The sequence below is a fragment of the Exiguobacterium sp. s102 genome, assembly GCF_018618635.1.
GTDB lineage: Bacteria > Bacillota > Bacilli > Exiguobacteriales > Exiguobacteriaceae > Exiguobacterium_A > Exiguobacterium_A oxidotolerans.
In genome coordinates this window covers 823738-845642 of sequence record NZ_JACSML010000001.1, presented here as the reverse complement: position 1 = coordinate 845642, position 21905 = coordinate 823738, and the positions used below count along the sequence as shown (strand labels likewise).

General features: G+C 45.8%; 19 protein-coding genes. 1 reads left to right on the top strand and 18 read right to left on the bottom strand.

Annotation, left to right across the window (positions count from 1 at the left end; genetic code table 11):
• Nucleotides 1–80 precede the first annotated feature (80 nt).
• The 6 genes from KNQ02_RS04105 to KNQ02_RS04080 form a co-directional block, all read right to left on the bottom strand.
• Nucleotides 81–1025, bottom strand: a complete 945-nt coding sequence (locus KNQ02_RS04105) for a D-alanine--D-alanine ligase (protein WP_029330692.1) — start codon at nt 1023–1025, stop codon at nt 81–83.
• Nucleotides 1026–1200: 175 nt separating this feature from the next.
• The gene (locus tag KNQ02_RS04100) at nt 1201–1791 is read right to left on the bottom strand and encodes an adaptor protein MecA (protein ID WP_214807340.1); all 591 of its coding nucleotides are present in this window, start codon (nt 1789–1791) and stop codon (nt 1201–1203) included.
• 59 nt (nt 1792–1850) lie between these two features.
• A complete protein-coding gene (locus KNQ02_RS04095) occupies nt 1851–2735 on the bottom strand; it encodes a MerR family transcriptional regulator (protein ID WP_088837332.1) in 885 nt (294 codons plus the stop codon).
• Between the two features lie 71 nt (nt 2736–2806).
• Nucleotides 2807–3001 carry a hypothetical protein gene (locus KNQ02_RS04090; protein ID WP_029330697.1) on the bottom strand — a complete coding sequence of 65 codons (195 nt, stop codon included), beginning with the start codon at nt 2999–3001 and terminating at the stop codon, nt 2807–2809.
• A 37-nt stretch (nt 3002–3038) separates the two neighbouring features.
• A complete protein-coding gene (locus KNQ02_RS04085; RefSeq protein WP_251131905.1) occupies nt 3039–4469 on the bottom strand; it encodes a RecQ family ATP-dependent DNA helicase in 1431 nt (476 codons plus the stop codon).
• Nucleotides 4469–5485 (bottom strand): YpbB family protein, encoded by a 1017-nt coding sequence (locus tag KNQ02_RS04080; protein ID WP_214807339.1) that lies wholly within the window; start codon nt 5483–5485, stop codon nt 4469–4471. Before KNQ02_RS04080 ends, KNQ02_RS04085 begins: the two co-directional genes overlap by 1 nt.
• Nucleotides 5486–5761: 276 nt before the next feature.
• Between KNQ02_RS04080 and KNQ02_RS04075 the strand changes: the two genes are divergently transcribed.
• Nucleotides 5762–6010 (top strand): ferredoxin, encoded by a 249-nt coding sequence (locus KNQ02_RS04075; protein ID WP_012370689.1) that lies wholly within the window; start codon nt 5762–5764, stop codon nt 6008–6010.
• Between the two features lie 127 nt (nt 6011–6137).
• On the opposite strand, the gene KNQ02_RS04070 is transcribed toward KNQ02_RS04075, so the two are convergent.
• From KNQ02_RS04070 to KNQ02_RS04015, 12 genes are all read right to left on the bottom strand, one after another.
• On the bottom strand, nt 6138–7097 hold the full coding sequence (locus KNQ02_RS04070; protein ID WP_029330703.1) for an ABC transporter permease: 960 nt from the start codon (nt 7095–7097) through the stop codon (nt 6138–6140).
• A complete protein-coding gene (locus KNQ02_RS04065; protein WP_088837335.1) occupies nt 7097–8170 on the bottom strand; it encodes an ABC transporter permease in 1074 nt (357 codons plus the stop codon). Before KNQ02_RS04065 ends, KNQ02_RS04070 begins: the two co-directional genes overlap by 1 nt.
• The gene (locus KNQ02_RS04060; RefSeq protein ID WP_088837336.1) at nt 8167–9696 is read right to left on the bottom strand and encodes an ABC transporter ATP-binding protein; all 1530 of its coding nucleotides are present in this window, start codon (nt 9694–9696) and stop codon (nt 8167–8169) included. The genes KNQ02_RS04065 and KNQ02_RS04060 overlap by 4 nt, the downstream gene beginning before the upstream one ends.
• Nucleotides 9697–9764: 68 nt before the next feature.
• The gene (locus KNQ02_RS04055; protein WP_029330708.1) at nt 9765–10832 is read right to left on the bottom strand and encodes a BMP family lipoprotein; all 1068 of its coding nucleotides are present in this window, start codon (nt 10830–10832) and stop codon (nt 9765–9767) included.
• Between the two features lie 127 nt (nt 10833–10959).
• The gene (locus KNQ02_RS04050; RefSeq protein ID WP_029330710.1) at nt 10960–11679 is read right to left on the bottom strand and encodes a GntR family transcriptional regulator; all 720 of its coding nucleotides are present in this window, start codon (nt 11677–11679) and stop codon (nt 10960–10962) included.
• Between the two features lie 222 nt (nt 11680–11901).
• Nucleotides 11902–12918, bottom strand: a complete 1017-nt coding sequence (locus KNQ02_RS04045; protein WP_214807337.1) for a BMP family lipoprotein — start codon at nt 12916–12918, stop codon at nt 11902–11904.
• 246 nt (nt 12919–13164) lie between these two features.
• Nucleotides 13165–15333, bottom strand: coding sequence for a DNA translocase FtsK (locus KNQ02_RS04040; RefSeq protein WP_214765120.1), 2169 nt, complete (start codon nt 15331–15333; stop codon nt 13165–13167).
• Nucleotides 15334–15402: 69 nt separating this feature from the next.
• Nucleotides 15403–17067, bottom strand: a complete 1665-nt coding sequence (locus tag KNQ02_RS04035; protein WP_214807335.1) for a ribonuclease J — start codon at nt 17065–17067, stop codon at nt 15403–15405.
• Between the two features lie 153 nt (nt 17068–17220).
• The gene (locus KNQ02_RS04030) at nt 17221–17883 is read right to left on the bottom strand and encodes a M15 family metallopeptidase (RefSeq protein WP_251131906.1); all 663 of its coding nucleotides are present in this window, start codon (nt 17881–17883) and stop codon (nt 17221–17223) included.
• Nucleotides 17883–19142, bottom strand: coding sequence for a lipid II:glycine glycyltransferase FemX (locus KNQ02_RS04025; RefSeq protein ID WP_029330720.1), 1260 nt, complete (start codon nt 19140–19142; stop codon nt 17883–17885). Before KNQ02_RS04025 ends, KNQ02_RS04030 begins: the two co-directional genes overlap by 1 nt.
• A complete protein-coding gene (locus KNQ02_RS04020; RefSeq protein WP_088837340.1) occupies nt 19139–20602 on the bottom strand; it encodes a UDP-N-acetylmuramoyl-L-alanyl-D-glutamate--2,6-diaminopimelate ligase in 1464 nt (487 codons plus the stop codon). The genes KNQ02_RS04025 and KNQ02_RS04020 overlap by 4 nt, the downstream gene beginning before the upstream one ends.
• 61 nt (nt 20603–20663) lie before the next feature.
• On the bottom strand, nt 20664–21896 hold the full coding sequence (locus tag KNQ02_RS04015; RefSeq protein ID WP_214807333.1) for a M16 family metallopeptidase: 1233 nt from the start codon (nt 21894–21896) through the stop codon (nt 20664–20666).
• Between the last annotated feature and the right edge of the window lie 9 nt (nt 21897–21905).

Sequence of the window (21905 nt, the reverse complement as noted above, 5' to 3'; positions counted from 1 at the left end):
AAGTATACCTTGTTCCGACGTGTAATGAAAGGGATTCCTACTATATTTGTAAGCGCTTTCTATCATCTACTCTTTTTTGTTTACTTTATGTTGTTCGAAGTCGCTTGATGACGTGTAATCGCTAGATTGATAAACGATTCGACTAGCTCTGGATAATCAATCCCGATTGCCCGTGCCCCGTCCGGGAATAGACTTGTCGCTGTCATACCAGGTAGCGTATTGGTTTCTAAAATAACGGGATGACCGATTTCAGGCACCAGGAAATCAGAACGGGAATAGCCCGAACATCCGAGGACTTGATGGGCGAGGACTGCCCACTCTTGTAATTTTTGTGTCGTCACCTCATCAAAATCAGCAGGACAGATATGCTCTGATCCACCGACTGCATATTTTGATTCATAATCATAAAATTCATTTTTAGGAATGATTTCGATGACGGGCAACGCTTTTTCAGCACCTTTTTGGCCGAGCACCGGTACGGTTACTTCTCGCCCTTTAATGAATTGTTCAATCAAGACCGCATCGTCTGCCTGAAAAGCGAGTTCGATTCCGCTTCGTAACATCGCGTCGTCCATCGCAATCGTCAATCCATTTGACGATCCTTCTTGAGCCGGTTTGACGACACAAGGGAATTCACCGCCCCACTGCCGGACCTTATCTGCGATGTCGTCACCGCGTTCAATCAAGACATCACGCGCAATCCGAATGCCAGCCTTCTCAAAGTGCAACTTCGACCGTGCTTTGTCCATCGCTAAAGCGGAAGCCAACACACCTGATCCAGTATACGGAATATCCGCTAATTCTAGTAATGCTTGAACACGACCATCTTCTCCATATTTTCCATGAAGAGCAATGACGGCGACTTCAACATCCAGATTGAAAATTTCTTCAGCACGTTCCGGATGGAAATCGATGGCAACGACTTCGTGCCCTTTTCCCTCCAATGCTTGAATCACGGACTTCCCGCTACTTAACGAAACCTCACGTTCTCCAGAAATCCCACCATATAATACTGCCACTCTCATACTCTTCACTCCTTCATCTTACGTTCACTGTTTATCATACCATCACTCTTTCAACGAAAAAATACAAAATGGTGTTAACTGATGATTCCTCATGAAAAAGACCACTTTCCGTCAGAAACCGGTCAGTGGTCTTAAAAAGAATCGTCGTATGTGCCGATTCGTTAAAAATCATCATTTACACAGAAAATGTTCCGGCAATCATTTTGATTGCATCTGAACGCTGAAGTGTTTTTCCGTATTCCGCCATCGCGAGCGGACTTTTCGCACTTGGTACGCCATATTCAGACAGTACGGTCGTAATCGTCCGTTCAAGCGCCTCTGCCATCCGTTCCTCGAAATACAAGTAATACCGCCCTTCGAAGTAGTACAGCCTACCACCCGTTTCCGTCATCAGAACGTGGCAAAGCAATCCGTGGCTCGCTTGAATGACGTCCTCGAATTCTTCGAGTTGATACAGGACATGGTGTACGATATCGACGGTCATCCGAATTTCTACTTGATCAAATTCATCAAACGTTTCTTCTGGTAATTCACCTTCTCGTCGTACATCGACCAACATCCCGTCATTCGGAAAGAATGTCACAAAAAATTCAAGTGTCCCGACCGCATGAAATCCAAAATTTGATTCTGCTTCTTCTAACAGGTTACGTAATAGGTCCTGTCCTTTTCCAACTGCCAGTGTTTCTGGTCGAACGTCGTGAACGGAAAGTTCCTGCTTCGTAATAAACACACGTAAATGCCCTTGTTTAAATGTCTCAAATCTCATCTAAGACTCCTCCAGTCAATGCCGGAGAAAAACAACTTCTCCGTTCAATATGAATCACACTATACACCAGTTGTCGGAGTGAGTCGACTTAACCAACTTTTCCAGGAGGAATCGTCCGTCCCGAGGAGGTGATCCGCGTATTTTTCAGGGAGCTGTTCGACGGCATAACCACCTAGACCAATCTCGACGTTCGGTACAGCCTGTCGTAGTTCGGCAAGCGCTTCATCTAAAAGACTGAGGTGGTCAGAAATCGTACACGAAAGGACGACAGCACGTGGTACTAATTGTTTCGTCACCGTCACAAGATCTGACACGGGAATTCCTGCCCCAAGAAAAATCACATCGAAGCCGGATTGGCGTAAGTATAGCGTAAAAAATAACAATCCCAATTCATGTTCTTCTTCTGGCGCACATACACATAAAATGCGCGGTAAAAAAGGATTGATCGGCATTTGCAACGACAATGTTGAAAGGCGGGCCCGTAAAAAGGCTGTCGCAAAATGTTCATGCGCAATCGTAATTTCACCATTTTCCCACTTTGAGCCGATTTCGTGCAGCAACGGTCCAACGATATCTTGAATCACCTTATCGAAACTAAACATTGAGAATGCCTTATTCATGATGTCATGGGCATGTCGTTCCTCAAATGTCGTTAATGCCTCAAACAGCTGTTCACGTAGTTCAACACCATAATCAAGTGGAAGCTCCGTGCGACTGACAGGCATTTCGTACAGTTGAATCGCTTTCGAAACAGATAGTCCTTCTTTTTGTTTGTCTACAATCCAGCGGAGCTTCGCGACATCGCTATCACTATAGATGCGATGCCCAGATTCACTCCGATCCGGATCAAGCACTTGATATCGCCTTTCCCAAGCACGAATGGTCGTTGGGTTGAGCCCTACTAATGCAGCGACTGCTTTGATATTATATTTCCCACGATCCATGCACCGTGCCTCCTTCCTTCTCCTTTTCAGTATACCCGTAAAGGAAAATAATCTCTGTTCACAATGTGCCCTTACATCATGAAACCGAGGGAAACGAAGGCGATAATGATTGTAATCATAAGAATCGTCAGCGTAATGGCTAACGGATTTTTGACAAAGGGTTGCTTTAACCGTTCATTCCGCACATGTTCAATTCGTGAAGAACGTGGTGGTAAGCTTGATTTTGGTTCTTCTTGTCGGTTCTTTCGTTGATCGTATTTACTCAATTTCATCACCTTTTCTAAAAATAAGGATAGTACTAGTTTACACTGAATCGGCTGATGAAAAAAAGACCTCTTCTAATCGTTGTTCCCAATCCAAAATTTCAATCGTATGCCTTTTTTGCGGTGATTGCGTTGTCGTATTACCGCAAATATCACAGCACCGGTCCTGGACGATCGGTTGCTCATCAAAATGATTCAAGATGAACGTTCGTCGACACGTTATACTTTGAATATAATTTATCATTTGCATAAGTTCACGTAAACGTATCTTTTTTCGCTCTTCTTGCCAAGCGATGATGTTCTCACGCGACCAGCGATCACTTAGTTGCGATTTTAATAACCGATACGCCGGATCTTCGACATCTAACCCTAAACGCCGTTCCATCGTTTCAAGCGGTTCCTGACGTGCCATGCCCGCTAACAATTGATCAATCCAAAGCACAGGGGCATACTGCTTTTCGACTAAAAACTGCTGTAGACGGTGATCCCCCTTTGCATAGAGCAGTAGCGCTGTCGACGGCTCTCCGTCTCGCCCTGCCCGACCGACTTCCTGCATATAGGCTTCAATCGTCGCCGGCATCGAGTAATGGATGACGGTCCGGACATTCCCTTTATTGACCCCCATACCAAATGCGCTTGTACAGACGAGACACTCAATCTCATCGTGTAAGAATTGTTGTTGAATCAATTGACGATCCTCTGCTTCGAGTCCTGCATGGTAGTATGTCGCCTTCGTGATTAGACGTGCGACACGCTCTGCTTCGTTTCTTGTCGTCGTATAGATGACACACGGACGTTCTACCTTCGTTAACCAGTTTACCAGCACATGATCTTTTTGATCAGGCTCAACGTCTTCGACGATAAATTGAATTTCCGGTCGATTGACGGAATGCCGGATAATCGTCGGGTCCGACAGCTCTAAGCCTCTTAACATATCCTGTTCCACTTGTTTCGTTGCTGTTGCCGTCAAAGCTAAACAAGTCGGGTTTCCGAGTTGTTTCTTTACGATTCCAAGCTTCGCGTACTCGGGGCGAAACTCATGACCCCATTGTGAAATACAATGCGCTTCATCCACGACGAATAAATTAATGTTTGTTTGCTGAAGCCGTTGTTTGACGTTCGGCATCGCCAATTGTTCCGGTGACAAATACAAATACCGAAGTTGACTCAGATGACGTAAAATCTGCTCTTTTTGGTCTCTTGTTTCGTGCGACGTCAATTTAGCGACGGAACGTTCACCGCGACTTTTGATTTGCATGACTTGATCTTCAATCAACGATAAGAGCGGCGAAAGGATGACGGTCAACCCTTCTGGCAACAAATAGGACGGAAGTTGATAACAGATCGACTTCCCTCCCCCGGTCGGCAAGATGGCGACCGTATCGCGGCCTGCTAAAACGGATGCAATGATGTCTTTTTGACCGGCTCGAAAGCGGTCATGCTTAAAATAACGTTTTAAGACAGTCTCCATCATCTCTCCTCCCATCTTTTTCGCGCTAACGCGATACGAATTTGAAAATAATCGGTCTCAAGCTTCAATTCACCTTTAATTCGTTTCAACGAAAATGTCTCGTTTCGATTTGCTACTTCAATCACTTCTTTAAATTGTGCATCCGATAAGAATTGGCTCCGCGGGAATACGTCACTGTACATCGCAATTTCGACGAGGTGATCTTCCATCGTGCTCTTCTTCAGGCGGCGCCGCTCGGAGATTTCATTCAAAGCAAATCCGTTACGTAACATATCCCACGTTTTCTGTGCTGATTGTGTCATCTTCGATTGATCAATATCTTCACCAAGACGTAAAATCAGTCCTGCTTCATCCAAGTGACGCAGACATTTTCGCCAAGCCATCATAAATTCCAAGCGGAGCGACAAGACGTCACTGTCAAGTTTCTCTTCAAGTTGCGGGTAAGACAAACCTGTTTTCAACCCCGACAAGCGGTAGCTGATGAGCGTCGCTTCTTTTACCGACAGCTGACGCAACGCCTCTCGTAATTCATGGTACACCTGATCAATCCACTGCGTACGCTGCGGCATCCCTTTGACGCATCGCCGGACCCAGTCCTTTATCGCGACGTCTTGCTGAACCGGTACGAAAAATCGTTTTTGTTCGAGACAAACGACGGTTTGAATCAGAAGGCTTAAGCGTTTCCATAAAATGATTGGAAATCCACGCAATTCACCGCCCATGTCATCGATTAAAAACGGTACTTTGATCGAGGATTCACCAAGCTCCGTGATGCGCAACGTTTCCGCTCGTTCAATGAGTCCCTGCTGTTCCAGCTCAAGCAGTAGCCGATCGAATGTTTCTCGTCGAAAGGGCAGCACCCCAAAGACAGTTTCTAATTCATAGAAATGTGCATCCTGGAGTGATGTTGCCGAACGTTTTCCTTGAAGGATATGAAAGAGGCTACGATCTGTCCGTTCACCCCGGAGACGACTAATGGTTTCTAACAAAACTTGATTGACGACAGTCAATTTCATCCACTCCCCCTCACCTTCGATCGGTTTGATTATATTTAAAGTATCGTCTTCATTCGTTTATATGTATAGCATAATTAGCTTGGCCTTTCCAAACCTCTTTCTTAGATTAACGCACCTACTGCGCATTACCCGACTATTTCCATCGCATCCTGTTACTTTGTTTGAATACTTCTACCGCTTCCTCATTGAAAAGAACGCATGAGTCCGATACAATGACATATAGATGAGAACAATACTAGATCAATCATGTTTTCGAATAGAGAGGAGAAATACAAAATGGCTAAATTTACGATTGTCGATAAAGACACGTGTATCGCTTGTGGCGCTTGTGGTGCCGCAGCACCTGATATCTATGACTATGATGACGAGGGCTTAGCATACGTCATTCTAGACGATAACAAAGGGACAGCAGAAATCCCGGAAGCATTGTTCGATGACATGATTGACGCATTCGAAGGTTGCCCAACTGATTCAATTAAAGTGGCAGACGAATCATTCGAAGGCGACGCATTAAAATACGAATAAGTATTTGACAGTATGGTAGCTTCACGCCATGCTGTTTTTTTTATGACCATACATCAAAAAAGCTGTACGGCTCGACCCAATCGGTCGAGCCGTACAGCTTTTTTTAACAAGAATACCTGAATGATCGTTATCGTTTTCCTTTGATGTACGGTACACCAACAGCTTTTGGTGCATCGGCGCGACCGACGACACCAGCAAGTGCAAGGATCGTTAAGACGTAAGGCGCAATCAAAAGATAGACTTGAGGAATTTGATCGAGTAATGGTAACTGTTGTCCGATGATCGAGATCGCTTGAGCGAAACCGAAGAACAAGGCAGCTGCCATTGCACCGAGTGGATTCCATTTTCCGAAGATCATCGCGGCGATCGCAAGGAAACCTTGCCCGAGAATTGTCGTCACGCTGAAGTTCAATGAAATCGAAGTTGCATAAACTGCACCCGCAAGACCACCGAATCCACCTGAAATCATGACTCCGATAAAGCGCATCTTCGTGACGTTAATCCCCATCGTATCTGCTGCCATCGGGTGTTCTCCGACAGAACGGAGACGAAGACCGAATGGTGTCTTAAAGACGACGAACCATGCCACAACTGCTAAGATGATCGCAATGTACGAGGTATAGTAGACGTTTGCAAAAAACATTTTTAAAACAGGAATATCAGATAGGAACGGCACATTCTCTTTCGAAATCCGGTTCGGAATCGAGTCTGTTTGTCCTTTTCCATAGAAGGCACGCACTAAGAAAATCGCAAGGCCAACTGCTAAGATATTGATTGCGACACCAAGTACCGTTTGGTCGGCACGGAACAAAATCGCAGGCACTGCAAGGAATAAAGCGAAGATTGCTCCGATGACGATAGCGATTAACATCGCGATCCATGGACTAGCAGCGCCGAATCCCATCTTCGATAATGTCAGGGCTGAAACAACACCCGTGAATGCACCCATGACCATCAAGCCTTCAAGCGCGATGTTGACGACACCAGAACGTTCACTGAAAATACCACCGAGCGCTGCGATGATCAATGGAGCCGAATAGGCAAGCGCGATCGGTACGATAATATAAAGTACATCTAGAAAGCCCATTATTTATCGGCTCCTTTCACTTTTTTGCCTTCTGCTCTTTTAACCGTCAGCTTTTCGATGACGAGACGGATCGCGTAACCGGAAGCGACGAAGATGATGATGAAGGCGATGATGATTTTAATCAGTTCTGGTGGAATCCCGATTTGTTGCATCGACAATCCGCCAATGTTGAGTCCGGCAAATAATAATGCGGCCAGAACGACTCCGATCGGGTTGTTCGCACCAAGTAAGGCGACGGCGATTCCGTCAAATCCAACACCCGTAAAGGATGCGTTTAGCGTCATGTTTTGGAATGTCCCTAACCCTTCCATCGCACCAGCAAATCCAGCGAATACACCAGAGATGACGAATGAGAGAATGATGTTCTTGTTGACACCCATACCGGCATACTCTGCAGCACTTTTATTAAATCCAACTGCACGTAACTCGTAACCGAGCGTCGTCTTCCAAAGAATGAACCAGAAGACGAGTGCGGCGACGATGGCAATGAAAATCCCATTGTGCAAACGCGAAAAATCCGTTAACTCTTGCAAGAATGGTGAAGCCAACGAAGCCGTTTCTTTGACTGAATCTGTCCGCTCGTTTTTGATTCCGATGACGTGACGTAAAATATCATTCGTCACATACAACGCGATGTAGTTCATCATGATTGACGTGATGACTTCATGGACATGGAAACGCGCTTTTAAAATACCTGGAACCGCAGCCCAAAGTGCCCCCGCTAAACCCGCTCCGATTAACGCGAGTGGCAAGTGGATTGCTGTCGGGAGATCGAAAGAAATCCCGATCCAGACCGCGACCATCCAACCGACTAAAACTTGACCTTCAACCCCGATGTTAAATAATCCCGTTCGAAAGGCAAAGGCGACGGCGAGACCCGCAAAAATCAATGGTGCTGCTGCACGCAACGTTTCTCCGATACTATACGGTTCACCAAAGATTCCGTAAAACAGTTGATCAAATCCAGCGATTGGGTCATAACCACCAATCAACATGACGATGGCACCAACTACCATACCGAGGATAATTGACAAGATTGGAATCAAAATCCCATAAAAACGTTCGAGTTTCATGAACGACCTACCTCCTCTTTCTTACCGCCAGCCATCAGGAAGCCGAGTTCAATTTCATTCGTTTCCTTAGGATCGAGAAAGGCTACTGTCCGTCCTTCATACAGAACGGCAATGCGATCTGAGACTTGTAAAATTTCTTCGAGTTCAAACGAAATCAAGAGGACAGCGCGTCCTTTTTCCCGTTCAAGTACTAACTGCTCATGAATGAATTCAATTGCACCGACATCGAGTCCACGTGTTGGTTGCGCAGCAATTAATAAGTCAGGTGAACGATCGACTTCACGCGCGATGATGGCTTTTTGCTGGTTCCCGCCCGATAAGGCGCGAGCAAATGTTTCAGGACTTGGAGTTCGGACGTCGAACTTCTCAATTAACGTTTGAGCTTTTTCCATGACCTGCTTGTAGTTCATGATGCCTGCTTTTGAATACGGTTTTTGATAGTACGTTTGTAAGACCATGTTATGACCGATTGAATAATCAAGAACGAGTCCATGTTTATGACGGTCTTGAGGAATATGACCGATGCCCGCTTCCGTCACTTTCCGCGGCTTCAGGTTTTTGATTGATTTGTTGTTTAAGAATACTTCTCCGCTTTCGGCTCTTCTTAATCCTGTGATTGCTTCAATCAATTCAGTTTGACCATTCCCATCAATCCCTGCAATCCCGACAATTTCGCCGGCTCGAACATCTAAGTTCAGTCCGTCGACTGCTTTAATCCCACGACCGTCTTTAACGACGAGGTTTTTTACATCGAGAACGAGTTCTTGTGGATTTGCCTTGGAATACTCCGCATCAAAGTTTACTTCACGGCCAACCATCATTTCAGCGAGTCTCGACTGTGTCATCGTTTCATCGATATCAACTGTACCAATGTACTTACCACGACGAATCGTCGTACAGCGATCTGCCACTTCCATGATTTCCTTCAATTTATGTGTGATCAAGATGATCGACTTACCTTCAGCAATCAACCGATTCATGATTTGAATCAATTCTTTGATTTCCTGAGGCGTCAATACAGCCGATGGTTCATCGAAGATGAGAATGTCAGCTCCACGATACAGTGTCTTTAAAATCTCGACACGTTGTTGCATCCCGACTGAAATATCTTCAATTTTTGCATCTGGATCTACCGCAAGACCATACTGCTCCGAAATTTGGCGTACTTTCTCCCGGGCAGTTGCGCGGTCGATTTTGAGACCAGATTTCGGTTCTGCACCTAAAATGATGTTTTCCGTGACGGTGAAATTTTGAACGAGCATGAAGTGTTGATGCACCATGCCGATTCCAAGATCATTCGCGACGTTCGGACTTGTAATATTAACTTTTTCACCGCGTACACGAATTTCTCCAGCCTCAGGCTGATACAAACCAAATAAGACGTTCATCAGCGTCGATTTTCCGGCACCGTTTTCACCAAGTAAAGCGTGAATCTCACCTTTCCGAAGCTGGAGCGTGATATTATCATTTGCGACGAAACTGCCAAACTCTTTTCGTATGTTTAGCATCTCAATGACGTATTCCAAGAAAATCCACTCCCATGTTTAGTTTAAAAGGGGAGGCCGCAATGCTAGCGACCCCCGCTTCCATTTTATTAAAGTGATGCTTCGTACTCTTTATACTCATCGTCAGTTGCTGGAACTGTGATCTTTCCATCGATGATTTGCTTTTTGTAGTCTTCGACTTTCGTCAAGACGTCTTTTTCAATGTTGTCTTGTGAAGGTGCGATATCAACGCCGCCGTCTTTAAGACCGAATTCTACGACTTTACCTGCTGGGAAGTTGCCATCTTTCGTATCTTTCGCAACTTGTTCAACTGCTGTATCAACACGCTTAACCATTGACGTCAATGTAACGTTTTCTGGCATACCTTCTTCGACTTGGTCACGGTCAACACCGATGACCCAAACATCTTCACCGTTTTTCTTACGGTTTTTCGCTTCTGTGAAGACACCTTGTCCTGTACCACCAGCTGCGTGATAAATCACGTCAACTTTCTTGCCGTACATCCCTGAAGCGATTGCTTGTCCTTTTTCAGCAGCATTGAAATCTTCTGCATATTGAACTTCAACTTTTGCATCTGGGTTGACAGCCATGACGCCTGCTTTAAATCCACTTTCAAACTTTTTGATTAAGTCTGAGTTTACGCCACCGACGAATCCGACTTTATCTGTTTTCGTAGTAAGACCCGCGACGACACCGACGAGGAACGAACCTTCGTTTTCCTTGAAGACGATTGACGCGACGTTCGGCTTATCAACGACCATATCGACGAGTGCAAAGTTCTTGTCGTCAAACTGATCCGCTACTTTACCGATGTCTTCTGCCATCAAGAACCCGATTCCGAGAATCAAGTCGTAGTTCGCACGTGCTAATTGTTGTAAGTTCGGTTGATAATCCGATTGTTTTGCTGATTGAAGGTATTTGTAACCAGTTCCTTCTTCCAAATCGTTATCTTTACCGAACTTCTGAATGCCTTCCCATGCAGATTGGTTGAATGATTTATCATCAACACCGCCTGTATCTGTGACCATACCTACTTTGAAGCCGTCTTTTTCGCCGCTTCCTGAATCTTTAGAATCATCGTTGCTACCACATGCTGCGAGTACCGAACTCATTGCTAAACCTGTTGCTGCTAATGCGAGAAGTGACTTCTTTTTCATCTGAAATAATCCCCTTTCGAATATGGTCATACAAAGTTCCTGACTACGTCAAGCACCTGAGGCTGGTGATGAGGAGCGTTACGTAGGTTGGCGGAAGCGCTTTCAGTAAAACTCCTAAAACAATCGATTATACACGTTTACGGATGACATGGAAATCAAACTTATCCGCACGGAAATAGTTCGCTGAATAAAGAACGGATCGGTCGAGCTCATCATAATGCGTTTGTCGCAACGCGAGCAAGGGTTGGTCCGTATGTAATTGTTCAGCGATTTTCGGATCGATTCGAGGTTCGATATGCGTCACCGCATGTGTGACCCGACGACCTAGTTCTTTTTCTAGTGCGTCGAACAGTGAAGTCGAAGACGTAAACTGTTCTTCATTTTTAATATAATGGCTTGGAATCTTATCGACGCAATAGACAACAGGAACATCTCCTGCAAGTCGGATTCGTTCGATTCGATAAACCAGTTCATCCGGACCAAGTTGGAAACGTTCTCGGTCACGTTCTGTCGGTTGAACCATTTCTGAAGATAAGACTTCAGACGTTGGAATCATCCCAGCGCGCGCAATCATCTCCGTCACACTGTACAATTCTTCAATCCCCGACGTGAATGGTGGTCTTGCATTGATAAACGTACCGACACCGTGTTTACGGATGACGATGTTCTCATCTTCAAGAATTCGTAAAGCCTCCCGAAGAGTCGCTCGACTAACGCCAAGTTGCTTTGAAAGTTCAAACTCTGAAGGTAGTTTCTCGCCTTCCTTGTAAACGCCGTCATCGATGTCAGACTTAATCTTTTCAATCACTCGTAAGTAAAGCAAACGATGATCTAATTTAATCGACATGACGCATCTCCATCCTCTATCTAGTTGTAACCAGTGCTCAGACTTCTGACGTATGAGAACTCCAGCCAAGATAAGTATATGACGTCGAACACAATCCTGCAATCATTTTGTAACAGGTTAGAAGTCTGACTTCTGGCGCTTTTGTAACCCTTTTCATATCGTATCTATTGTTGGAAGAAAATAGGGCGTTCTACCTAAGAATGCCCGCTCTTCCTTTGACGCTTATTGTTCAGGTACTTCTGTTTTACCTGAAATGACTTTGTCTTTCGCTTGTTCGAGCATGTCGAGTGTCTTTTTCGAAATTTTTTCTGACTCAATGATGTCAACGCCTTGCTCTTTCAAACCGTAACGAATCGTCTCTCCACCTGTGAGTTTTCCAGCTTTCGCTTCATTCGCTGTATCTTTGACCGCTAAGTCCACTCGTTTGATGACAGATGTCAACGTGACATCTTCTGGCATGCCTTCTTCTTGTTGGTCACGATCGACACCGATGACAGCAACTTCTTCTCCATTTTTCTTCCGGTTTTTTGCTTCTGTGAAGACGCCGTTTCCTGTTCCACCGGCTGCCGGGAAAATGATATCTGCCCCTTTACCATACATGCCTGCTGCGATTGCTTGTCCTTTTTCAGGTGCAGCGAAATCTTCTGCGTACTGTACGTCAACTTTGATGTTCGGATTAACGGATTTTGCCCCAGCCTCAAAGCCTGCCCGGAAGCGTTCGATTACATCCATCTTCATTCCACCGACAAAGCCGATGTGATCTGTTTTCGTTTCCATCGCGGCAATGATTCCCGCAAGGTAGGCACCTTCGTTTTCTTTAAACGTAATCGATGTCACGTTGTCTCCTTCGACGACGTTATCGATGATTGCAAACTGTGTATCTTTAAACTGATCGGCAACCGTTTTGATATCTTCATTAAACGTATTCCCAATCCCAAAAATCAAATCTTCTCCCGCTCGTGCAAGACGCGATAAGTTCGGTTGGTAATCTTGTTGCGATTTTGATTGAAGGTACGAGTAACCCTCATTTTTCTGAAGGTCGTTTTCTTTTCCATACGCTTGCAGACCTTCCCACGCCGACTGGTTAAACGATTTATCATCGATTCCGCCTTTATCGGCAACCATTGCGACAGAAAACTCGTCCTTGTTTCCCTTTGCACTATCATCTGATCCTCCACATGCTGCGAGTCCCACTGTTGCTACCGTCATTGCTGACACAAGTACTTGTTTTTTCTTCATTGTCATTCATCTCCTCTTCCATTTATGTGAGCGCTTTCATTATCTATTTGTGTAAAAGTCGCTCACTTACCTCTGTGAGAGGTAGGTCAACTCATATGACTGAGTATGACAAAACATGCGTATAAAATCAACAGACGTCTGACAACTATTTTCCTGAAATCGTTCTCATTTAGACTTTTTTTAATATTTTCTTACACGTAAAGAAAACCAACGCTCATCATGTGAACGCTGGTTCTCTGTTATTACTTAACGTCCGATGACTCGGCGTGGTTTCGATCCTTCTGACGGACCGACGAGGCCATTCTCTTCTAATGCATCGATCAGTCGTGCAGCGCGATTATAACCAATCCGATACTTCCGCTGTATCATTGACGTCGAGGCTGTATCTTGCGTTAAGATGAACTGAACAACCTCATCATACAACGGATCGTCGACGTCAGATTCACCCTCAGGAACATCTTTTGGAATCATCGCTTCCACGTACTGTGCTTTTTGTTGACTGATGACATGGTTGACGACTTTTTCAACCTCTTCGTCCGATAAGAACGCCCCTTGGACACGAACAGGTTTATTCATCCCATTTCCAAGGAGCAGCATGTCTCCTCGTCCGAGTAGCTTATCTGCCCCGCTCGTATCGAGGATGGTGCGAGAATCCGTTCCACTCGATACGCTGAAAGCAATCCGAGACGGTATGTTCGCTTTGATGACACCCGTGATGATATCGACACTTGGCCGTTGTGTTGCGATGACCATATGAATTCCTGCTGCCCGTGCCATCTGAGCAAGACGCATGATGGCATCTTCGACTTCGTTTGAAGCGACCATCATCAAATCTGCTAACTCATCGACAATGACGACGATGTACGGTAAACGCTGATGGACTTTCTCTTCCGCATTCATCTTATCAATCAATGCATTGTAGCCTTCGATGTTGCGGGCGCCGTTCTGACTGAAGATTTCATACCGCCGTTCCATCTCTGAAACGACTTGTTTTAAGGCTTGCGCAGCTTTTTTCGGATCGGTGACGACGGGTGCAAGAAGATGCGGAATACCATTGTAGACATTCAACTCAACCATTTTCGGATCGATCATCATCAAACGGACTTCATCCGGTCGTGCCCGCATCAATATCGAGACGATCATCCCATTGATACAGACTGACTTCCCGGATCCCGTCGATCCTGCGACTAACACGTGTGGCATTTTGTTTAACTTCGCCGTCACGGTCTCTCCCGAGATACTCCGTCCAAGAGCGACAAGTAATCGATCAGGATCGGCTTGAACGCTTTCTGCTCCGAGGACTTCCCGAAGTGAGACCATCGCCACTTCACGATTCGGCACCTCGATCCCGACCGCTGCCTTTCCCGGAATCGGTGCTTCGATTCGAATGTCCTTCGCAGCGAGCGCGAGCGCCAGGTCATCTGCGAGTCCCGTAATCCGACTGAGCTTGATTCCTTGATGCGGTTCAATTTCATACTTCGTGACACTTGGACCTAAATGAATTTTTAAGACCTTTGCCCCAATCCCGAACGACTTTAAAGTCGCAATCAATTTCGTTGCATTGTCCTTGAGGCGTTTGTTCTCACCTGATAAATCTTTTGATGTCGGTTCCATCAATAATTCAAGAGAAGGCAATTGGTATCCGTCCGGTGTTTCAGTCATCGTCAACGGACCTTGTAGTTCAGCCGCCTGCGGTTCGACATGGTCCGCGAACCCGATGATTGGGACGTCTTGAATACTCTCCACTGCATCTTCTGGTTCGTTTTCCGGAAGTGACGGCACAGCAGTCTCCTGTTTAGCTGTCGTTGGTTTTGCTTGCCGTTCGAGTGGTTTACGTTCTTTTTGTTTTTTAGCCTCTTTGACAGGACGCTCCTTGCGTTCAGGTAAAGACCGCTCACGATTTCGAAACGCTTCCACCCGCTCGAGCATTCCATGCGCCAGTTCACTGAAGAATAACGGATGAAGCAGGTGCACGCTTGTGCCAATTAAAAACAACCCAATCAAGAAAGCACCAAAACTCGAAATGTAATAGGCCGATCCTTGATAGAGCCAAGCATTTAATGTACCCCTCGGCTCTCCTAATATTAAATCAATCCAAATTAAAAGACCGGCTGCGAGTAAACTGATCGCCCATTTTTTTTGTCGCTCGAGTTGCGATAGGAACAAGAGGAGCAAACTCCCTGACAAGCCATAAAGCAACGAGCCGAATTGACCGACCGTATCAAAAGCGAACTCGGCGAACTTCTCACCGACTCGTCCAAATTCTCCTAACGCAAGAAGATAGGCTAGTAATAACAAAACAGCGAAAACACCTACATATGTACGATATTGAATCGGAGGGCGTTGTTTTTTAGCCGGCGGTCGTTTCCGTGCCGTCGTTTGTTTGCGAACAGGTTTCTTTTTTGTCGTCGCCATCTATACTACCTCCTGATAAAAAAACGACTCAGCTGACCAGGAATTGGTCGGTCTGAGTCGCTCTTCTTGTTAAATCTCCATGATGATCGGCAAAATCATTGGACGACGTTTTGTCTGTTCATATAGATAAGAACTCAGCTTATCTCGGATCAACGACTTCATTTCAGTCCAATCGAGTTCTCCCGTTAATTTTCCTTGGAGTTGTTTCGCGACGATTCGGTTAGCCTCATTGATCATATCTTCTGACTCACGCATGTAGACGAATCCACGTGAGATGATTTCTGGGCCTGACACGATCGTTTTGTTCTTCCGACTAATCGTGATGACGCAGAGAACGACACCATCTTGAGACAAGAGACGACGGTCACGTAAGACGATGTTCCCGACATCTCCTACACCAATCCCGTCAATCAACACATTTCCGGCATTCACTTTACGTGACATGCGTGCTTTACGTTTTTCAAATTCGACCACATCACCATTTTCAATAATGAAGATGTTGTTTGCATTGACACCTACCGTCTGTGCGAGACGACTATGCGCTTTTTGCATCCGGAATTCTCCGTGAATCGGAATAAAGAACTTCGGTTTGATTAAGTTGAGCATCAACTTCAAGTCTTCTGCGTGACCGTGACCAGACACGTGAACTTTACGTTGGTTATAAATGACGTTCGCCCCGGCACGGAACAACAGATCGATTGTTTTCGAAACCGATTTCTCGTTCCCTGGAATTGGTGACGCTGCGACGACGACTGTATCGTTAAGACGGATGTTGACTTGTTTATGTGCATTGCGTGCCATCCGTGTTAATGCCGCCATCGGCTCGCCTTGTGAACCGGTCGTCAAGATGACGACTTGGTTATCATCGAGGCGATTGATTTCTGATAACTCAACCAATGTTTTTTGCTTGAACCGTAAATAGTTCAAACGTTGCGCGACTTCGACGATGTTGACCATACTTCGTCCGACGACTGCAACTTTCCGGTTATTCGCTTCGGCCGCTGCGAATACTTGTTGCAAGCGGTGAACGTTCGATGCGAACGATGCAACGATAACACGACCTGGTGCTTCATAGATGACGTCGTTCAATTCGGACCCGACCGTCGACTCTGAACCGGACATCCCTGGCCGCTCTGCATTCGTTGAATCAGATAGAAGACATAAAACGCCCCGTTGCCCGATTGCTGCAATCTTACCGAAATCTGCTTGTTTCCCGTCGACTGGTGTGTAGTCAAACTTGAAATCCCCCGTATGAACGATGGCTCCTTGTGATGTTTGGATACAAACCCCGACCGCATCCGGTATCGAGTGGTTGACGCGGAAGAACGTAATGAAATGTCCCGCAACGGTTAATTTCGTCTTGGCATCAATTGGACGAAGATCTGCCTTCTTCAATAAACCGGCTTCTTTTAATTTGATTTCAATCAATCCGAGTGTCAGGCGTGTCCCGTATACAGGCACTTTCAAGTCACGTAAGACGTAACTGAGTGCGCCGATATGGTCTTCGTGACCGTGCGTGATGAAAATCCCTTGAATCCGTTCTTTGTTTTCCTTCAGATAACTTATGTCTGGAATGACTTTGTCAATTCCAAGCATCTCATCTCCTGGGAACATCAAGCCAGCATCGATTACGAAGATGTCCTCGTCGAGTTCGACGACGTACATGTTCTTACCGATTTCACCAGCCCCACCAAGAGCAAAGACGCTTACTTTTTCCGTCTTTTTCTTTGACACAACATGACCTCCTATTTGTATTCACTTTTCGTGAGCCGTCCACTTATCACTATCACTATTCTAGCCGAACTTTGCCTTCCTGCCAACAACGGGACTAGGAAAATTAAAAAAAAACGTCATACCGAATCAGAACATGTCCGGTATGACGCTTCATCAGGATTCAAGCAAGTGCTCGATTTCCTCAGTTCGATTGGCCTTTTCTTGCTTACTCGGTCGTGCACCGGACTTCAATTCACTTAAAGAATAATTGAAATTCATCTCGAAATGCGGATAATCAACAAAACGCTTCCAGTCGCCACCCCACTCAAATCCAAGGGCTTTACCAACATCAGCGACCTCTCGCCAATCACTCTTGCCTGATTGATTGCCATCGTAGTCAATGTCATATGAAATCCCGCCATCAATCATTTGTACGAAGTCAATCGCTAGACCGTAGTTATGCATTGATTCCCCGCCACGCGCATTTGTTACGATGTCACCAGACGTTGAACGACCTTGTGCATAGAGGGCATCCTGTTGTTTTTCAGTGCGATAACCTTGCGTGATTCGAATATCAATATCGTAGCAAGAGTGGCTAATTCGAATCAAATCCTCTGCCCCTGCTTCGACGGCTGGGTGGAGCTGTTTGAGGTTGTCGCGACTAGCATTAATCAAACGGTTCTCCCCTGCTACATCCCGGGGACAGCTGTCAATTCCTAAATCTGGTTGGTCTAGTAGAACAGACGGCAAACGATTTGTTGAAGCGGCAAGAAACAACCCGACCGCGAACATCGCGAATAAAAACAAGATCCAGGCAAAGATTGTCCCTCTCTTCATTAGCGACGAAACTTCTTCCGTAATCGCTTCAGAATCGGTAGACCTGTTTCAAGCACAAGATAAAGAGGTTTGTTGAGAACGTAATCAAATTCTCCGATTTTTTCAATCATCGTACTGCCCCAGCCCGACTTGAATGCGTATAACCCTGCATAGTGATCATCCGGGTCCGTCGATCCACTGACGCCACCAAAATCATACGATACGGCGCCGTGCGCTTTGGCATACTGCATCATCGTCCACTGCATCAAGTGATTCGGCATGAACTCACGATACTCATTTGACGACGCACCATATAAATAGTAAGAACGACGACCGGCAAGCGTCAATAATCCACCTGAGAGAATGACGCCGTCCGGATGCTTCGCGGCAATTGCCATCAACTCAGTTTTTGATTTCTCAGCCTTGTCGATTTGTGCTGTCGTCTGTTCGAGACGATTGTTCAGACTCTTGATTTTTTTCTCCGTCGTCTCCTTTTCAAGCTGTCGGTGGATTTTTGCCAATTCGCGATCAGCTTGTAACAATAATGCTTCCGTGCTTTCAAGTGCCTTCGCCGCATCAAGTTTTGTTAAAAAGAGTGCCGCATCCCCGTTCGGACGCAAATGATCATAGAGATTTTCGAAGTAGTCAAGACCACGGATCGAGAACCCGTCCCGTTCGCCCGTTTCGACCATCAACTTCGCGAACGTTTTCAGTTCTTCACGACTCGCTTCATAGCAAACAATTCCTTTTCGTTCAGCCAGTCGGACGTTGTAGCGAAACTTTGAATGAAACCGATCAAAGATTTCTTTCTCCGTTCCTTCAAGGCTCGTCTCCATCGTAAAACGCGGTTGCGCATGATCGAAGCCGCCACCAAAACCATTGTGCTTAAATCCGAGGGCCATCATTTCTGTCAGCAGTGTCGGGTCTTCATCACGATCAATGTTCGGATCCAATTTGATGGCGATGGCTTTATGTTGTTTTGCCACCTTAATCGCGAGATCACGCAGTGCTGTGACGGCTTCTTTATTTGCATAATCGACGACAAATCCGCGCGGTGCGTAACATAACGTAAACGGTAGTTTCGGCACTTGCTTAAATAAGAGTAAAGCGACACCGATTGGTTGACCGTCCGGCGTTCCAACAGCAATCCGCTGATGGGTCCATCCTGTCGCCTGTTTGACGTCTCCCCATGCCGGCAACTGTAATAAGTCCCCTTTTGGATGTGTTTTAACAAACGCTTCAAATCGTTCTGTCGTTAATTCAAGTGGTTGATAATTCACTGCTTTTCCTCCAATTGGCGTATCATCTCTTTGACGATTTGTTCTTCGTCGAGTGGTGTTTTTTCGTCACCAATGATTTGATATTTTTCATGCCCTTTTCCTGCGAGAATGACGATATTATCGGGACGTGCAAGACTCGCTGCATATCGAACGGCTTCGACTCGATCGCCAATTTCGACGAATTGGTCATGAAGCATCCCTGACGCAATCCCTGATGTGATCGACTCATAAGACTCAAAGCGCGGATCATCCGTCGTGACGATGACCGTCCCGGCATAGGTCGATGCCAATTGTCCCATCATCGGACGTTTCGTCACATCCCGATTTCCACCTGTTCCAATCAAGAAAATAATCTTCTCTTTCGGGACATCGACGAGTGCCTTCAGACATTGCTCGATTCCATCTGGTGTATGGGCGTAATCGACATAGACATTATACCCGTCGATCGGTAAACGTTGCATCCGCCCTTGGGCTGGCTGAATCTGAGTGATCGCGTTCGAAATCTCAGGTAAACGATAGCCGAGTGATAATAAGATACCTGTTGCGAGCAACAAGTTATAGACGTTAAAACGACCAATGAATTGGACCGTCAATTCAATCGACTCTTCTTGATAATCCATCGTAAATGTCGTCTCTTGAAGTGTCTGTGTAATGTTGTGTGCCTGCAAATCCGCGGGCTGATCAATGCCATATGTTAACACGCGCGCACCCGTCATCATCTCAAACAATTCACTTGTCGCATCGTCTGCATTCAAGACGGCTACCTTTTCATCCGATAGGCGCTGTCCGAGTTGTGCAAACAATAACCCTTTTGCGCGGGCGTAGTTTTCGAACGTCTTATGGAAATCGAGATGATCATGCGTTAAGTTCGTAAATCCTGCCACATCAAAATCTGCGCCCGTGACACGTCCTAGCTCTAATCCATGCGACGATACCTCCATAATGACGTCTTCAACGCCCTCTTGGTACATCTGATGGAAAAATGCTTGCAGTTCCGAGCTTTGTGGCGTCGTATTCCGACTTGGAACGACACGGTCACCAATCTTCACTTCGACGGTCCCGATGATTCCTGTCTTACGCCCTAGGCGCGCCAAGACGTCACGAACAATCGTCGTCGTCGTCGTTTTTCCGTTTGTTCCTGTAATGCCAATCATCCGCATTTTTTCGGAAGGATAATCATAGAATTTCCCTGCAAGTTCAGCGATTGCCCGCGTCGTACTTCTGACAAGAATGACAGGAATCGTCACATCGAGCGCGTGTTCAGCGATGATTGCAATTGCTCCGCTCGATTCAGCCTGTCGAGCGTAATCGTGTCCATCTACTGTATATCCTTTAATCGCGACAAATAATGTCCCAGGCTTCACGTCACGTGAATCTGTCGTCAAAGAGACGACTTCCGCATCTACCATCCGTTCAATTTTTTGAATTTGGATGGCTTCGATTAATTCAGCTAAATTCAAGGGTATTCCTTCTTTCTCGACAACATGTTTTCTGTATGGTTTTTTTAGTTGAGAGCTTCTCTCACACGGTTTCTTCTTCCATTTCCGGTAAGATATACGCTTTTGCTGGTGGTTCTTCGAAGATATGTGTGATCAATCCTTGAATATCTTCTTTAGTGATGCGCTCCACCTCTTCGATGACTTCTTCTAACGTCGGGTGTTTTTCCAGATGAAGTTCATTTCGTGCATTTCGGTTCATGTGACTTGATGTTCCTTCATTCCCGAGAATGAGTGAACCTTTCAGTTGCTCGATGCCATCTTCAACTTCTTTATCCGTCAAACCATTCGCAAGCAACAGTTTGATTTCTGCTTCTAAGACATCTTCGACTTCCCTCAGTGTTTCGTGTGAAGTACCGACGTAAATCGTGAACGTCCCATGGTCGTCAAATGTCGTGTAGTACGAAAAGACAGAGTACGCCAGTCCGCGTTCTTCACGAATGGATTGGAATAAGCGGCTAGACATCGTCGCTCCAAAGGCATTATTCAATAATGCAAGTCCCGGTAAACGATCGTCCGTAGAATCGATTGCACGGAAATTATAACAAAGATGGACCTGTTCTGTATCCTTTTCCTTACGGATTACATCATTTTTTAGTTCGGGAAGCTGAATCGGACGCGAGGTTTCACTCGGTGTCATGACACTGAACCGCTCCTTCACTTGTTCCACTAAAGCATCCGATACGTGACCCGCAATCGAGATGACGATTTGGTCCGGTGCATACGCCTGTTTCATGTATTCCGTAATCATCTGCCGATTGATTTTAAGAACACTCTCTTCCGTCCCAAGGATTGGTCGCGCCATGACGTCCTCGCCATAGGCTGCGATTGCGAGCAGTTCATGGACGAGATCATCTGGTGTATCTTCGTACATCTTGATTTCTTCGATGACGACCCGTTTCTCTTTTTCGAGTTCTTCTTCGTCGAACGTCGAGTCGAGGAACATATCCGCTAGGACATCAAATGCCGTCGCTGCATGTTCATCTAATGTCTTAACGTAATAACACGTTTGATCCTTACTTGTGAATGCATTAATATTTCCACCAAGTCGGTCGAAGTAAACCGCAATCTCTTTCGCCGAGAACTGTTCTGTCCCTTTAAAGACCATATGTTCGATTAAATGACTGATTCCATGTTCCTCAAGCGTTTCTGTTCGTGAGCCGGCCTTGATGAAAATTCCTGTTGCTACGCTCCGCGCGCTCGGCATCCGTTCGATGATGATTCGTACTCCGTTTTGTAGCTGTATCCGTTCGACCATAATAGTTTC